This window comes from Neolewinella agarilytica (assembly GCF_900110645.1).
GTDB lineage: Bacteria > Bacteroidota > Bacteroidia > Chitinophagales > Saprospiraceae > Neolewinella > Neolewinella agarilytica.
Map to the genome: position 1 here is coordinate 20,761 of NZ_FOFB01000022.1, position 16,895 is coordinate 37,655.

Here is a 16,895-nt window from a genome sequence, read left to right on the forward strand (position 1 = left end):
CCGCAGGTGCAGGGGGATAGGTTAAAAGAGCAGGGAGACTTAGCGCTTAACGTAAGCCTCGTCAAAACTGAATAAAACATTGCCGACGCTGGTCAGCGCCGCTGTTTTAGGGGAGAAAAGGTCTTCGGGAATGGGATAGTTCCCAACGGTGAGTAAGGAGTCTACCAGATCTGGTGCGCTGGTAAATCTCCGGAATTCATCTTCATACAGCGCCTGAATTACCGACAATTCCTCCGGCCTGGCCCTTCGGCCACTCACCAGGCGGAAGGCTTGCGCCAGTTGCTCTTCCTCCTCGCTGACCTCCTGCTGCACTCTTTGGGCAAGAACCCTTGCTGCTTCCACGAATTGCGGATCGTTTAACAAATTCAGGGCCTGCAGAGGAGTATTCGTTTTGGAGCGTTTGACGAGGCAAACATCCCGCCCCGTCGCATCAAAGTTGGTCATGAAGGGTGGTGGAGCCGTCCTTTTGATAAAGGTATACAGGCTTCTTCGGTATTGCCCCTCACCCGTATCCGGTACGTAGTGCAACAGTTTGGCCGAGAAACTATTGGCCTGTATCCAAAGCCCCTTCGGTTGGTAGGGGCGTACACTCGGTCCACCCACCCTGGGCACCATAAGTCCGGAAGCCGCCAGTGCATTGTCTCTGATCATCTCCGCGGGCATCCGGGAAGTCGGACCACTGGCCAGCAGCCGGTTGTCAGGATCTTTTTCGCGGACCTCCGGTAATACGCTGCTGTTTCGTCGGTAGGCTTCGGTCAGTACGAGGTCTCGCAAAAGACTCCGAACATTCCATCCGCCATCCCTGAAGGAAGCCGCCAGGTAATCCAGTAGTTCGGGGTGAGACGGCAGGGCTCCCTGGCTGCCAAAATCGTGGGGTGTGTCAACCAGCCCCTGTCCGAATACCAGTTGCCAGTACCGGTTAACGGCTACCCGGGCCGTGAGGGGGTGCTCGGGCAGAAACATCCAGTTAGCTAAGCCTAAGCGGTTTTTGGGGAAGCCTTCCGGAAACGGAAGCACGCTATTTGGCGTCGATGGCAATACTCGTTGTCGTGGTGCATCGTAAGCACCCCGATCTAAAACGTAGGTAGCCCGGGGGCGTTCCATTTCCAGGCTGGTCATCATTCGCCCTAAAGTATCGGTGATGGCAATCTGACGACTTTTAAGCGCTCTTTGCTCGCTTAACAACTGCTGATGATCGGGCGAGCGCTGTAATAAATGTTCTTTCGCTACTGCCCGGTCAGGGGAGTAGGCAGGGTCTTTAATCCTGGCTACTTCCAAAGGCGTCAGGGCCCGGTTGAAAATTTGCACGTCATCCATTCGTCCGAGGAAAATCCCGTTTTCTCCCGTGAATTCCCGGTACGCCTGCCCGAGGCGAAGCTTACGTGCTTTGATTTTTCTCCAGGCGGCATGGTTGAAGGGGTAACTCTGCCCCCTTAGCTTATCGAGCACGGTGTGCTGTGCGGGCTGTTGTCCGTCGATGTATAACTTCACCCCATCGGCAGTCCCACTGCCATCGTAACTGAAAGCGAGGTGATACCAACGATTGATCTCGAGGCTGTCCGTTGTCCGGGTGTGCAGGGCATCATCCGGAAGTACTTTGATCATCCGGAAGTTTAGTCGGTTACTTTCATCAAGGTAAAAGTCCATACCCTGCCATCCTTCATTTTTTGCTCCTGCAGTCCCCAGGATGGTTTGCGTCAGGCTGGAATCTCGTTTAGACGTGTTTACCCACAGACTAATGGAAATTGGCTCGGCGGTGCGGGTTACACCTAGGCCTTCATCGAAGTAGAGATCATCATAGGGATGATCAAACTCGGCGACCTTGCCTCTCTGAGTATCCTGGACTAACTGCCATTCTTTAGTCGCCCAGCTGATGCCGTCGATGTGTTGTCCGCCCTTGATTTCTTTAGCGTTTTCCAGCGGAAGGTGAATGTCGGGCCTTGGTGGCTTTACCGATTCTTTGTCCAGAAAAGCCTTCAGGTCTTCTTCACTTACGGCCAGCTTCCTGCGCGCTTCCTGTAGCTTATCCAGTTTTCGGTCGTACTCCGCCAGCAGTGGGGCCGTGGTACTGTCCGTGAGCAGGAGGTAAGGGCCATAGTTGCCGTCATCCCCGATCATGCCGAGCTCATGAAAGTTGTTGAAGAAAGCCGAGAAGCCATAGTACTCCGCCTGGCTCAAGGGGTCGAACTTATGATCGTGGCAGCGGCTGCAATCCATCGTTAGCCCCAGTAAGCCCGTGGCAACGGTGTTTACCCGGTCAAAAACATAGGTGAGCCTCATTTCCTCACCGATCACCCCGCCTTCTGCCGTCATCGGGTGCATCCGATTAAAGGCGGAGGCCACTTTCTGGTCTTGCCCGGATTCCGGCAGTAAGTCTCCCGCTATCTGCTCTTTTACGAATTGATCGAAGGGCATATTCTGCCGGAAGGCTTTGATGACCCAGTCCCGGTAGGGCCAGGATAAACGCCAGCCATCAGCGTGCATGCCGTGACTGTCAGCATAGCGCGCCAGGTCCAGCCACTCCATAGTCAGGCGTTCGGCATGAGCGTCCGTTTGTAGTAGTTTATCTACCGTAGTGAGGTAGCTCTCATCGGAAGGGTCCGCCAACCAGGCGTCCATTTCTTCCGGGCTGGGGGGGAGCCCCGTCAGATCAAGGTATAGCCGCCGGAGTAAACGCTCACTATCGGCGGGGGCGTTAGCACTTAGCCCTTCCAGTTTCAGACGGGTATTCAGGAAGTGATCGATTTCGTTGCGGGCGGTATATCCCTCCGGGTTAGTCGGTACTTCCGGCTCGTTAACGGGCAGGAAGGCCCAGTGTTCTTTCCATTCAGCCCCCTGTTCTACCCACCTGGCGATCAGGGCAACTTCTTTGGGGCTGACGGTCATTTTACTTTCCGGCGGTGGCATTACCTGCTCCGGATCATCACTGATCATTCGGGCCAGCACTTTGCTTCTGTTGGGGTGTTTAGCCACCAGGGCATATCCGTCACCCGAAGCAAGAGCGGCAAAAGCTCCTTCCTCCGTGTCTAACCGAAGTTCAGCCTTACGGGCTTCTTCATCGGGGCCATGGCAGCTCCAGCAACGGTCGCTCAATATGGGGCGAATGTGCTGATTGAAATCTACCCGAAGGGGGAGATGGTCCATCTCTGCTAAAACAACTTCGGGCAGGTCTGCTCCGCAGTTAGACATAAAGCAACAAAAACAAAAGAAAGAAAGAGTGTAAAACGGGCGCATGATCATTGAAGACTTAGCGACTAATATACTCTTTTTAGGTGAGCTATGCCCTGGGAGACAAGGGACCAGTGACAGACATAACCATATGTTTTATCATAATACGGAAACAGGCCTTTGCTCATCAGAGAGTGCCTTTTGAGACTCGTGAATTATAATGGTTTCATCATTTTTTTTCTGCCTCCTCCGCCTCTTTTTCTGCCTGTTCCAGCTCATACTGCACCAGCTCCCGCTTGATGGTATGATAGGTTTCCTCCTGACTCCGGCGGCTGATGTTACTGCCACCTCTGAAGTAAGCATTGGTTTGCTGGTCGCTCAGCAGGCGAGCCTTCGTATTGTCATTGAGCTGAATGTCGAGGAAGTTGAGAACCTTGGCTTTCAGGTCCGGAGAGTAGATGGGGAAAGTTGTTTCAATACGGTGACTCAGGTTACGCGTCATAAAATCTGCGGAACTAAAATAGATGAGGTCTTCCCCACGGTGGTGAAAGTGGAAGACCCGCGCATGTTCCAGGTAGCGGTCTACGATACTGATGCCATGAATGTTTTCGCTGACGCCTTTATACCCCGGAATCAGGCAGCAGATGCCCCGAATGATGAGGTTGATCTTAACCCCGGCCTGACTGGCTTTGAACAACAAATCGATCATGGACTCGTCCTGCAGGCTGTTCATCTTTAGCGTCATGGCAGCCGGACGGCCAGCTTTGGCTTCCCGGGTTTCATATTTGATCAGGTCCTCCAGGCCACGACGAAGATTGAATTGACCTACCATCAGGTGTTCAAAGGGTTCTTCCGGCTCCTGCACACTTTCCAGGAAGCTGAAAACGCGGGAAACCTCATTCGTTAAGCGTTCGTCAGCCGTAAAGAGCCCAAAATCACTATAGATCTTGGCGGTGTCTTCGTGGAAGTTACCGGTAGAGAGGTAATTGTAAATGCGCTCTTCCCCATCTTCTACGCGGCGGACGAGCGCTAGTTTGGAGTGCACTTTAACTCCCGGAAAACTGTAGTTTACCTGTACGCCAGCCTGCTCAAGCCGCTCTCCCCAGTTGAGGTTGGCCTCCTCATCGAAGCGGGCTTTAACTTCAATGAAGGCATTGACCTGTTTGCCTGCTTTCACCGCCGCCATCAGCGCTTTCATGATTCGGGAGCGTTTGGCCACCCGATATTGTACAATCTTAATGTGGGTGACGTGAGGGTCTTTAGCCGCTTCTTCAAAGAAGCGTACGACCGACTCGTAATCCTGATAGGGAAAGTGCAGCAAATGGTCTTCCTCCCGGATCGCAGCCCAGAAATCATCCGCCGCCTCCAGCTGGGGGTAGGGGAGCGGCTCCTGAACGGGGTTCAGCAACTTGGTCATCCCGAAAGTCGGGAATTTGAAGAAGTCGAAGTTATTGTGGTACCGCCCTTCGGCGAGGATGTCGAAACGGTCTAATTCAAAACTCTCTTCGAGATATTGTTTCAGTTCATCCGTCATCGTTCGGTCGTAGACGAATCTGCTGGCGGGGCCTACGTGCCGGCGCTTAAGACTGTTTTTGATTTTCGTCAGCAGGTCTCCGCTAAATTCATCGTCAATGTAGAGCTCGGCATCGCGCGTAAGCTTAATGCTGTACGTATCCTCAATATCGTAACCGGGGAACATCCAAGAAACGGAGTGTCGTACAATGTCATCGAGCATGATCAGGTTGTACGTTCCATCAAGGGAGGGTAGCTCAATAAAACGGGGAAGGTGATCGCTGGGGATCTTGACGATGGCGTAATAGGTCTTCTTGTTTGCTTTACCCTTCATCTGGATGGCCAGATATAACTGAGCGTTATTGAGGAAAGGGCGTACCATGTCTTTTACCAGTAACACGGGCTGCACGTAGGGAAGCATATTCTCTTTGAAATAGCTTTCTACGTATTCGCGCTCAATTTCATTCAGGTCAAGACGTCGCTTGAGGAAAATGCCGTGACGGGCCAACTCCGGGATGATTTTCTTTTCGAAAATCCGACCAAATTCTTCTTGCTGCCGGTTCACGATTCGCTGAATGGTACGAACAGTTTGCTTGGGGCTGATGTCCAGTTCTTTCTTCGTCTTTTTACCTACCCGCAGCAGATTTCGGTGGTTAGCCATCCGGACGCGGAAGAACTCATCGAGGTTCGAACTGTAAATGGCGAGGAACTTGATCCGCTCAAAAAGCGGGAGCGTTTCATCTTTTGCTTCCTGCAAAACCCGATGGTTGAAGGAGAGCCAGCTGATGTCGCGGAGAATGGTTGGCTTGTCGTTCATGGAACCCTTGATTTGCAGCTTTGGGAGTGAAGGCTGCAAGGTAGGGAAAAATGGATGTTTTATATGGGGAGGTTTTCTGGGCGCGGACGCAGGTGCAGTGTTTATCTGTAGCGCCGGCTTCAGCCGGCGCCGTGCAGACTTCAGCCGGCACTACAACTTCCCTTGCACCTGCGGCTGCGCCCTAAAACAAACTCATCTGCTCCGGCCCCGCCCACTCACTGGGGCCCCGCACGGTAGCAAAATTCATAGCGCTCAAATGCTGACTAAACCAGGCCGATGCATCCGGGGACAATATATTATCCGGTTGATGCGGGAAAAAGTATGTCTCCGGCAGGTTCCATTCCTTGAGCTTGTCGGCCCATTCCTTCATCCGGCTATAGTCGGTGGGAATCAGCCCGTTGCCCACAAAACGGATCATCGTCCTCGGGGCCGTTATGTAGTTGTGCAGCACGTCTCGTCTGCCGGCTACATCGGTGATGACGGCAGCGATCTGCCGGCTCGCCAGGGCATCCATCAGGGCCTCAGTGGCGAAAGGATCAGCGAACCAGCTTTCATGTCTGACCTCAACGGCCAGAGGTAAGAGCCGGGGCCAGCGGTCCAGAAAAGACTCTAACTGCCTGAGCCGGTCCGCACCAAAATAAGGAGGCAGCTGCACAAAGGCGCAGCCCATTTTTTCCTTTAGCCCATCCAGACTACCCACAAACTGCTGTAGCTCTCCGCCGTTCATCCCGAAATCGTTCCGGTGGCTGATCGACTGCGGCACCTTCGGGCAGAACCGAAAATCGGCCGGCACGGTCTCGTACCACCGGCGTATGGTCTCCGCATCCGGTATCCGATAATGCGTGGTGTTCAGCTCAATGGTGTTGAACTGCTCACCATAGTGTTTGAGGTAGTCAGCGGTCTTGGTTTTGTCCGGATACCATTTGCCCACCCATTTTTTCATGCTCCAGCCCGTAGCACCGATGAAAATGTTTGGCCGCTCCCCATCGGCCCCCAGTTCGTACCGGTCCAGTCGGGAGCGGTTGGCCAGCGGGTCCAAAGGAAGTTCAAAGTGAATGGAGGATAAATCGGATGCTTTACCAAATTTCATGTGCAGTAGCCATACTTATTCCGCAGGCCAAACAGCCTGACGATCAGTATAACTGCCCGACGAAGCAGTAGTTTAAAATGTAGGTAGGTAGATCCCAATAACCTGACAAAATCAGGCTTTGAATGGGTTCCGGTCATGTTGTCCGAAAAACCTCTCTTTCATAAAGTTAGAGAGTAACGCGATGATGCAAAGATAGAACGCAATCCCGTTTTTCAGTGGTTATTTGTCACTAATTTGCTACCGTTCCGTAAACGGGACAGGGGTGGATTTTGGCTATACCATCAGTGGTTCGAGCAGTGTTTTGATTACGGTACTCATCGATTGCAGCGCTAAAGCATGCCCTGGCGCTACAATTGATGAGTATTATTGAACTAAATTCTTACTGACTTTGAATAGAATAAGGTAGAATATTTTAGTCTTACCCCGGAATCCGCCCCGGCAAAGCCACCTCCAGCACATCCTCAAAGTAGGTGGCGAAGTTCGCGTTAAGGCCTTCCTTGATGTAATCATCCAATTCTTCCCAGTCCCGCTTGTTCTCGGCGGGGAAGATGAGGTTCGTGATGCCCACGCGGCGGGCGCCAATGGTTTTCTCCTTAACGCCGCCGATGGGGAGTACCCGGCCGGTAAGCGTCAACTCTCCGGTCATGGCCAGATCGTCAATCGGGGGCTGGCCAGTGGCCAGGGTGTACAGCGCCAGTGCCATCGTGATACCCGCACTCGGGCCGTCTTTCGGCGTTGCGCCTGCGGGGACGTGCAGGTGAACCTGGTGTTTATCAAAAAAGTCGAGCCCTTCTTTACTCAGGAGAGATTTTACGTAGCTAAGGGCAATCTGAGCGGACTCTTTCATCACGTCTCCCAACTGACCGGTCAGGCGGAAGCCCGGGCTACTGGCCGGAATTCCTCTGGCCTCAATGTAGAGCGTAGCGCCGCCCATACTCGTGTAGGCCAGCCCCAGCACGACACCGGGCATGGCTTTTTCGTAGAGCTTTTCGTTGTTGAAGCGGGGCTTACCGAGCATCTCACTCACCAGGTCTTTGGTGACCACAAAATTCACCTCATCGCTTTCCGCCTGCCGGAGCACCAGCTTACGAATGATCTTGCGGAGCTGTTTCTCCAGATTCCGAACCCCGGCTTCGCGGGCGTAGCGGTCGGCTAAAAAATCCAGTGCTTCTGCTTCGAAGGTTACTTCGTCTTCTGCGAAGCCATGCTCCTTCAGCTGTTTAGGCACGAGATAGCGTTTGGCGATTTCTACCTTCTCCTCCAGCACATAGCCACTCAGGCGGATGACCTCCATACGGTCCAGCAACGGCCCGGGGATGGTATCCAACTGGTTGGCGGTGCAGACGAAGAGTACGTTGGACAGGTCAAAGGGAACGTCCAGGTAGTGATCTACAAAAGTCTCGTTCTGTTCGGGGTCGAGGACTTCGAGCAAAGCACTGGCCGGGTCGCCCTGGGCGCCCTGACTGATCTTGTCAATCTCGTCGAGCATAATCACGGGGTTACTCGTCTTGGCCCGCTGGACGGCCTGGATCAACTTCCCCGGCATAGCGCCGATGTAAGTCCGCCGGTGGCCTTTGATTTCGGCTTCGTCCCGCATCCCACCGACGCTAAAGCGGTAAAACTCCCGCCCCAGGGCTTTGGCAATGCTTTGCCCGATGGATGTTTTGCCTACGCCCGGAGGGCCAACCATGCAAATGATGGAGCCCGCCACGGAACTGCGCTTCAGGATGGTGGCCAGGAATTCAAGGATGTTATCTTTCACGTCCTTCAGGCCGTAGTGTTCGGCGTCGAGAATTTCTCTGGCTTCTTTGATGTCATTTGCATCTGGGGTGAAGATGCCCCAGGGCAAGTCGGCGAAAGTCTCCAGATAGTTGCGGGTAACGTTGAACTCCGGCGACTGGGTGTTGAGCGTTTTTAACTTGCTGATCTCCCGGTCAAAAGTTTCCCGGGCTACTTCAGGGACCGTTTTCCCTTCGAGTTGCTGGATGATTCGTTCCGTGATGGATTCCCCGTCCTCTTTTTCTTCCCCCAGTTCCTGCCGGATAGCCTTGAGTTGTTCGCGCAGGAAGTACTCTTTCTGCTGCTTGTCAACGCCGTCTTCGATTTGCTTATTTATCCGGGATTGAATCTTGGCTACCGCTAACTCGTCTTTAATGATGGCCAGCAGCTGCTTGGCCCGGTCACCTACGTCCCAGGTCTCCATCATTTCCTGTAGCTTCTCCTTCTCGGAACTGACGAGGTTGGAAATCACGTCAAGCGTTTGCCCTGGCTGGTCGTAGTTCAACTGGTTCACTACCATATTCACCTGCTCCTGAAACATGGGGTTGAGCGCCACGAGATTCTTGATCTCATTACTAATGGCCAGCATATAAGCTTTCAACTCCTGATCGGGCTTCGTTTCCGGCTGAATGTCATAACTGACCCGCCAGCGGAGGTTAGGCTCCGTTTGCACTACCCGTTCCCGCCGAAAGCGCCGAATCCCCCGTCCGATGACCTGCACCATTCCGGGGCTCATTTCCAGCACTTTGATGATTTGGAAGACCGTTCCGACCTCGTGAAAGTCACTTTCCCGGTAATCTTCTTCGTTTTCTTCATTAATCATCACGATGCCGACAAATCCGTCATGATGCTCAACGGCCGCCTTTAAAGAAACCAATAACTCGACTCCGTTGAAGGCCATCGGGAGCGCCATGCCGGGGAAAACGGGCCGCTGCGTTGCGGGCAAAATGGTGAGTAACTGCGGTAAATTGGGGTCAATAAGCTGCATTTCGTTGCCGAAAAGCATTTCAGTTTCCTTTTCTAGTTCCGGGTCAAATTCTTCGGGCATGATTCTTCTGATCTTTGAAGCGTAAACGTGGCAACATTTAATGAAATAAACGGAACGGGATGTCGTTTGCCTTTCGACGGCCATCCGTGCAAGAATACGGCTTTGGGCGGCATTTTGTTTACCAAGATCAAGCTAATGGATTGTCCTTTACCTTATCTTTGGCCTTGCTTTCAAATAATCCCGAATTCTGTTCCGTTTTCATCCCATTATAAGAATCTGCCTTTTGGCGTCGCTTCTGGCTGCCTCTAACTTTCTGTTAGGGCAACGCTGTGGTTATACCGATACGATTGCTATAGACGCGATTGGAGAAACGGACATCACCATTTCTATTGAGAATTACCTTAATAACGACCTGTCGGATCCGGACCAGGGGCTCTGCGGTATCAGCCTGTATTTTCAGCACTCCTACGTCTACGATCTGTCGGTATCGGTGACCAGCCCGGCCGGGCAGACCGTTGAGTTCATCGGCCCCGTCAATGCCCAGACCCGTCCGCCCACCAACCTGGCCCGATGGTTTATTGACTTCCTGGCCTGTGACAGTACCGCTGCGCCAGACGCAGGCGCTACGGGGCAATGGAACAATAACTCCGGTTTTAACTGGCCGGCCTTCGGCCTCTTTCAGGGTGACTACTTTCCCGCCATGGGCTGCTTCTCGGATCTGAACACCGGACCGGTGAACGGAGACTGGACCATTACCTTTAACAACAGCAGAACCGGACAGCAGGGCAGGGCGACTTACCTGCTGCTTACCTTCTGTGACGATGCCAATTCCGAAGGCCCCTGTTGCTTCGCCAACGCCGGAGAACTGGAAACGGAGCCACTGATCGAAACCTGTGAATTTCCGGACGATCTTCCGCTGAGTTTTCCACCCCGCTACCGTCAGCCCCGGCCAGACGCTGATTTGTACGGATACACCTACCTCATTGCCCGCAACGATTCGGTGCTCTTTACCCAGGATGATATTAACCTGGCGGGCTTCCCGGCAGCGGAATACGAAATTTGTGGCCTGAGTTACCGCGAAGGGGAGCTTCCCTTACTTCCGCTGGACGGAAGCTTTGAATTTGATCAGTTGCGGCAGGATTTTGCCGACGTTCAGCCGACGCTTTGTGCTGATCTGACACCAGTGTGTCAGCTCGTCAGGCTGTTGCCGCCGCCGGATACCACCTTTATGGACCGCATCGTCTGTACGGGAGGTTCCGTTACCGTCGGAACGGAAGTTTATAACACAACGGGGGTATTCCCGAATACGTTGGTTGATCAGTTTGGCTGTGACAGTGTTGTCGTGCTGGACCTTCAGGTTGTACAGGTCCTTCGCGAAACCGTGGATACGACCATTTGTGCAGAAGGCTTTTTCTCCGTTGGACAGAATGATTACGTGCTGCCGGGTAATTATGTAGATACTATTCCTTCCGTGCTGGGCTGTGATAGTATCGTTACGCTGAACCTTGATGTAGCGGATCCCATCCGTTTTGATACCACACTGTCCATCTGTGCCGGAGACACTTTCTTTGTGGGAGAGGAACCATTTTTTGAGTCCATCATCGATAGCCGCCGGATTCAGGCTGTCAATGGCTGTGATTCCTTTGTCCAGTTCAATTTGCGGGTGCTGTCTCCCGAGATCGGTTTTTCTTTCCAACAGGATAGTATTACCTGTCGTACACCCGTGGCAGAATCGCGAATATTCGGTGCGAACGTGGCATTTACGCAATCCCTGGGTTGGTTTGATGCAGTGGGGAACCGGCTCTCTTCGTCTTTCGTTTTAGAGGCGGACACTGCGGGGACTTACTTTTTCGAACTAGTGGTAGGATCAAGAGGGACTTTCTGTACGGTGGAGGATTCGATAACAGTGACCGATTATCGTTTTGACATTACGGCTGATCTGGCGCCAACGCAGGTGCAGTGTACGGGAACCGAAGAGCAGTGTGCGATCATCAATTGCCGAAACCCCGTGGTGGGTATTTTGGCGACGCCCAGCCCTGCCGGCCCTGCTTACCGATATCAATGGGCCGCCCCGCCGGGCGGCAACATCACCAGTGCCGATAACGTAGCGGAGATCACCGTCGATGCGCCCGGCCGCTACGACCTGATGATCACGGACCCCGTTACGGGCTGTCGCTTTGACACCTTCTTTGTCATCGGAATCGATACATTGCAACCCTCGCTGGCGTTTTTTGGTCATGAGATTCTGAATTGTGAAACAGCAGAGATCAACCTGATAGCGGATACTTTTCAGTTGAGAAACGATGAGTTGGAATATGTCTGGACGGGCGACTGCCTGCCCGCAGCCGTTGCCGGCCCTTCCTTACGGATAGATTGCCCCGGAATGGTCACCCTTACGGTGACCAACCAAACCAACGGTTGCTCCCGTGATACCAGTTTCCTGATCGAGGAAGACCTTGCTCCCGTCAACTTTTCCCTTGCACCTGCGGCCGCGCCCATCAACTGCTTCACCCCAACCCAAACACTGGATGGATCGGGCAGCTCCTCGGCCAATGGCCTTTTGTATGCCTGGACCCTGAATGGCGGGGCGGACACCATCGGCCGTGACCCGACCCTGCTCATCGATGTACCGGGGGATTATCGGCTCTTTGTTGTGGACCAACGCTCCCGCTGTTTTGCCGAAGGGCAAGTAACTGTGCCCGGAGATACGTTGCGGCCCAACGCATTAAGCGGCCCTCAGGCACTAACCCTTAATTGCTTCCTGCCGGACACCATTCTCGGAGACGCAGCGCTGCCGAACCGCCCAACGGTAGAATATGCCTGGGTTGAATTATCGAATCCGCTGGATACGATAGGCCTAACCGCAATCCTTCCGGTGAGCCCTCCCGGCGGAGTTTTTCGCCTTACGGCCTACGACCCTCTCAACGGCTGCCGAACGGCAGATTCTACGCTGGTGAGAACTGATTTTGCCACGCCCTTTCTCCGAATAGCAGAGCCTCTGGATTTTGATTGTTTTACCGATTCGATAGTGTTGGATGCGACCCAGACCAACCTGTCTTACCCGAATACGCAAAGCTGGTCAGGGCCTTGCGTGCCAACGCAAACGGATACGAACCGACTGGCAGTTTACTGCCCGGGGACGTATTTCTACACCGTCACCAATCTGGAAAGTGGTTGCTCTGAAACGGATTCGGTAAGGGTTAATCTGGCCGCTAACGGAGTCGTTGCCATCCTTCCCGATACGGCCTTTCTGGACTGTGACACGGGAGAAACCCGCCTGGACCGAAGACTGGGGACCGATGCCCCCGTGGTCCGGTGGTTCCGGGATGGTACGCCGGTAAATCTGGTGGGCCAGCAGCCACGGGTAACGGTTCCGGGAGTCTACACGCTGGTGCTTGGTAACTTTAATGAGAGCTGTCTGGACACGGCCCGGACGGTCGTGACCGCTAATTGCCCGGTACTCTCCATAATTGTTCCGCCCGACAGTATTACCTGCGTTCGCAGTTTCGTTGAACTGGACGCCACGAATTCATTTCCCATTTCCGGAGCCGGCCAATCGACCGAATGGTTGATCCCTGCGGGAGCAGTAGCCATCGTGGGCCTGAATCCACGCACGTTACGGGTGTTCACTCCCGGGCGGTTTGGCTTCGTCATTCGAAACCTCGTGGATGGTTCTGTCGATACTTCTTACGTAGATGTAGTTCGCAATCAGATCGATCCCATTGCTGACGCTGGTCCGCGTGACACCATTAACTGTTACCAACCCGAAGTGGAATTAGATGCAGGCAACAGTCAGCAGGGGCCTTTACTGGATTATTTGTGGACCAACACCAGCGGTGATACCATCGGGACCACCCAGCAAGTGAATGTCTCGACGGCTGGTCCCTATCTGCTAACCGTTACCCAGCGGGAAACCGGCTGTGATGCCGTTGATAACGTTTTAATTCGCCGCGATACGAATGTACCGGGCCTCACCTTTTCGGCAGCGCAAATTCCGTGTGATACCGTTGATTTTGCCATGTCCGTTTTACCGGATGAAAGTGGTGAATATACTTACGTCTGGAGTGGGCCGGCGGTCCTGGCGCAATCCAGCCAGGATACGGTCAGAATAGCGGACGTAGGTGTTTATGTAGTAACGGTAACTGACCTGAGTAATGGCTGTCCTGCGATTGATTCCGTGGAGGCCACCCGGCTTCCCTGTCCGCCCTTCCCCTTTTTGGCAGACACCAGCCTGACCTGTAAATCTGATACGCTTCGTATCGCGCCCACTTTTCGCGATCCATGTGAGGGCTGTACCTACCGTTGGCTTCGCAACGGTTCACCAATGCCCGGCCAGCAGGACAGTATTCTTCCCGTTATCCGGGAAGGGGTTTATGCCGTTATTGCCACCAATGTATTCGGTTTAACGGATACGGCTTTTGCTTCCATTACGGACGCCAGAATTTTGCCGGAGAGCAATGCCGGCCCGGATCGAACGCTTACTTGCGATGTTACCTCCATTGTTTTGGGAAATAATGAAGAGGAGCCCGATTTCCCTTATTCCTATCAATGGTTAACGTCCGACGGTACTCCCATTCCCGGTGCTACCAACGATAGCTTGTCAGTAAGCATGGGAGGCGAGTATCAGCTGTTAACGACTAATCTTTTCAGTGAATGTATTGCTTTGGATACTGTGTTGGTGGGCTATGATACCATACCACCGGTAGCAAATGCCGGTACCGGACGATTGCTGGATTGTAATAACAAGCGCAGAACGCTGGATGGAATCAGGTCCAGCCTTGGTAACAGATTCGCGTATTCCTGGTCTGGCGGCGGGTCAGAACTTTGTCTGGAGGGCAGCACTACGCTTAACCCGATTGTTCGCTGTGGCGGCACTTACACCATTACGGTTAGAGATACGCTGAACGGATGTACGGCCAGCGCGACCACTTTCGTGGAGGTGGATGATGAATTGCCCAACCTGATTCCCTTAGCAGACACTACGTTGAACTGTAATAGTGACAGCGTTCTGTTGGTCGGTCGGGATATTTCTTCGCCTAATCTCCTTTATGGTTGGGAAGAAATCCGTTCAAACGGCAATCTTCCGGTAGCGGAGAGCTCGCCGGGTATAATAAGGGTAGGCACTGAGGGTAATTTCAGATTCTCAGCTACGAATACTATCTCCGGCTGTGATAATTCATTCGATGTAGCGGTTAGTGCTGACCTGATCCGTCCCATCGTAAATGCCGGCCTCTCGGATACTTTCTTCTGTGCCCTGGACTCTCTCCCGGTGATAGGAACGGCCTCCACGGCTTCGGGGCGGCCATTGCTGTATAGCTGGAATTCAGGGACGGGCTTTTTTGTTAGCGAATCAGACTCCCTTCGGGCACACATTTTCCAGCCCGATACTTATTACCTGACGGCTACGGACGTAGCTAACAGCTGTAGTACCACAGATAGCGTATTCATTTTCCGGGATACAGAAGCTCCCGTAGCTTTTGCCGGAATGGACACAACACTGACCTGTGACCGGAATAGCCTCACCCTGAATGGTGGTGGAACTACGCTTAGCGGACAAGCTGATTTTTTCTGGACAACCAGGGACGGAAACATCCTTACGGGAAGTCAAACGCTGACACCATTGATTGATCAGGAAGGGCGATACCAAATCAACATAACGGATCCGGTTAATGATTGCTCTGGTGCAGATATCGTTCGGGTCAGCCTGGACACTTTACGACCTGCTGCAGCGGTAAATCTCCCCGCAGGAAATTTGATTAACTGTTTCCGCCCGCAGGTAGAAATTCAGGGACTGCGTCCAATAACTTTTTCCGGAGGGGTGGATTATTCCTGGCTGGCGCCTGACCAAACGGTCAGCAGTGAGAGAACCATTATAGCTGCCGATTCCGGTGCCTACCGACTCATCGTTACCGGTCAAAGAAATGCATGTGCTGATACCACCAGCGTGTCGATATCAGCTGACTTTGCGGCACCGATTTCGACGGTGGCTACTCCTTTGCCGATTACCTGTATTCGGGATAGTGTCCGCTTGACTCCCACGACTCTGGAGCAGGGCGTTCGCTACCGTTGGCTTACCGCTGATGGGGACGGTCTAGTGGTTAGTGACGAACTGACAGTAGGAGCTACCGGATTATATCTTCTGGAGAGCCTGGACCAGCGTAATGGTTGCAGAGATACTGTGAGCACTTTCGTTTCGGAGGACCAGACACCTCCGGTAGTTATGCTGGCTGATCCGCTGGCGTTGAATTGCTCCCGCGAATTTGCCACTATTGACGGAACGGGGAGCAGCCGGGGGCCGGACTTCGTCCGCCAGTGGGACAGCCCCGGGAATACAGCGGTGGCCACGGCGGATCTTTATCAGGTAAGAGGCTCGGTTCCGGGCTTCTATTCGCTCACAGTTTCTAACCGGGTTAATGGTTGCAGCACCGTTGATAGTGTAGAACTGTTGCGGAGCGCACTTGCCGTAGATGATCTGGCCCTGGAGGTGATTCAGCCCACCTGCCTGGATGACCCCAACGGAGATATATTGATTATGGGCGTAAGTGGAGGCACTCCTCCTTTCCGCTACCGACTGGATGATGGCCTGTTGACGGACCGACTAGTATACGAGGGGCTTCCCGTTGGCCGCTATGAGGTGGAAGTGGTAGGAGCTGACGGTTGTTCGGTCTCGCAAATGATCGACATCAATCCGGGGCCGGAGGTAATGGTGGATCTGCGCGAAGACACTGTGATTCGGCTGGGGGATAGTCTGCCGCTGAATTTCACTACCAACATCCTTAACTGGGATACCTTGATTTGGAGCAGTAGCGGTCCGTTGCCTTCAGTATCTTCAGACGGACCAATCACCGTCGCACCACAAGTTAGTCAGGGCTACCGGCTGGTAGTTGTTGGCGCGGATGGTTGCCTTGCAACGGACAATGTTATCATCGAAGTAGATGAGACCGTCAATGTCTACGTGCCAACGGCCTTCAGTCCGAATGGAGATGACAACAATGACAAGATTCGGCCCTTCTTCGGGCCGCAGGTAGAGCGTTTACTCTCCTTTCGGGTCTATGACCGATGGGGAGAGCAGGTCTATGATCTGGAAAGCGACCCCGAGCGCGGAGGAGATTTTTTCGGCTGGGATGGTAATCTGGACGGGAAACCGTTGAACCCGCAGGTCTTCATCTGGCAACTGGAAATAGAACTGGTGGACGGAACGGTGCTGCAGGAGTTTGGAGACTTTGTATTGCTGCGGTGATTCCTGGGCCCGGCCCATGCTGCCTCCGGCAGCTAGCGGTGGCGAGTTCCCTCCGGGATGGAGTTGATTGAGGTATGCGGGCTTTTGGAGGCCGCTGCGCTACGGATATTTCACGCAGAAGGACGCGGAAGGAGGGGAGGACGCAGAGGGTAGTGTCGCTGCGCGACGGGTTTTGTGGTCCGGTCCATGCTGCCTCCGGCAGCTAGCGATGGCGAGTTCCCTCCGGGAAGGAGTTGACTGAGGTGTGCGGGCTTCTGGAGGCCGCTGCGCTACGAGGTATTTCACGCAGAAGGACGCGGAA

5 protein-coding genes are annotated in these 16,895 nt (G+C 53.5%); 1 reads left to right on the forward strand and 4 read right to left on the reverse strand.

Features of this window, described 5'->3' with window-relative positions; translation table 11 throughout:
• Window positions 1–39: 39 nt before the first annotated feature.
• The 4 genes from BM123_RS17545 to lon form a co-directional block, all read right to left on the reverse strand.
• Window positions 40–3,189, reverse strand: a complete 3,150-nt coding sequence (locus BM123_RS17545; RefSeq protein ID WP_217642183.1) for a DUF1553 domain-containing protein — start codon at window positions 3,187–3,189, stop codon at window positions 40–42.
• A gap of 208 nt (window positions 3,190–3,397) precedes the next feature.
• A complete protein-coding gene (gene ppk1 / locus BM123_RS17550; RefSeq protein ID WP_090171129.1) occupies window positions 3,398–5,497 on the reverse strand; it encodes a polyphosphate kinase 1 in 2,100 nt (699 codons plus the stop codon).
• 181 nt (window positions 5,498–5,678) lie between these two features.
• Complete coding sequence (locus tag BM123_RS17555; protein ID WP_090171132.1) at window positions 5,679–6,587, reverse strand: DUF72 domain-containing protein; 909 nt, start codon at window positions 6,585–6,587, stop codon at window positions 5,679–5,681.
• A 418-nt stretch (window positions 6,588–7,005) separates the two neighbouring features.
• On the reverse strand, window positions 7,006–9,414 hold the full coding sequence (gene lon / locus BM123_RS17560) for an endopeptidase La (RefSeq protein ID WP_217642184.1): 2,409 nt from the start codon (window positions 9,412–9,414) through the stop codon (window positions 7,006–7,008).
• Between the two features lie 223 nt (window positions 9,415–9,637).
• Between lon and BM123_RS17565 the strand changes: the two genes are divergently transcribed.
• Window positions 9,638–16,594 (forward strand): gliding motility-associated C-terminal domain-containing protein, encoded by a 6,957-nt coding sequence (locus BM123_RS17565; RefSeq protein ID WP_090171134.1) that lies wholly within the window; start codon window positions 9,638–9,640, stop codon window positions 16,592–16,594.
• Window positions 16,595–16,895 lie beyond the last annotated feature (301 nt).

Bases quoted from the DNA above. Each gene is read 5' to 3' on its own strand.
- lon (WP_217642184.1), bottom strand. From the start codon at position 9,414: ATGCCCGAAGAATTTGACCCGGAACTAGAAAAGGAAACTGAAATGCTT.
- ppk1 (WP_090171129.1), bottom strand. From the start codon at position 5,497: ATGAACGACAAGCCAACCATTCTCCGCGACATCAGCTGGCTCTCCTTC.
- BM123_RS17545 (WP_217642183.1), bottom strand. From the start codon at position 3,189: ATGTCTAACTGCGGAGCAGACCTGCCCGAAGTTGTTTTAGCAGAGATG.
- BM123_RS17555 (WP_090171132.1), bottom strand. From the start codon at position 6,587: ATGAAATTTGGTAAAGCATCCGATTTATCCTCCATTCACTTTGAACTT.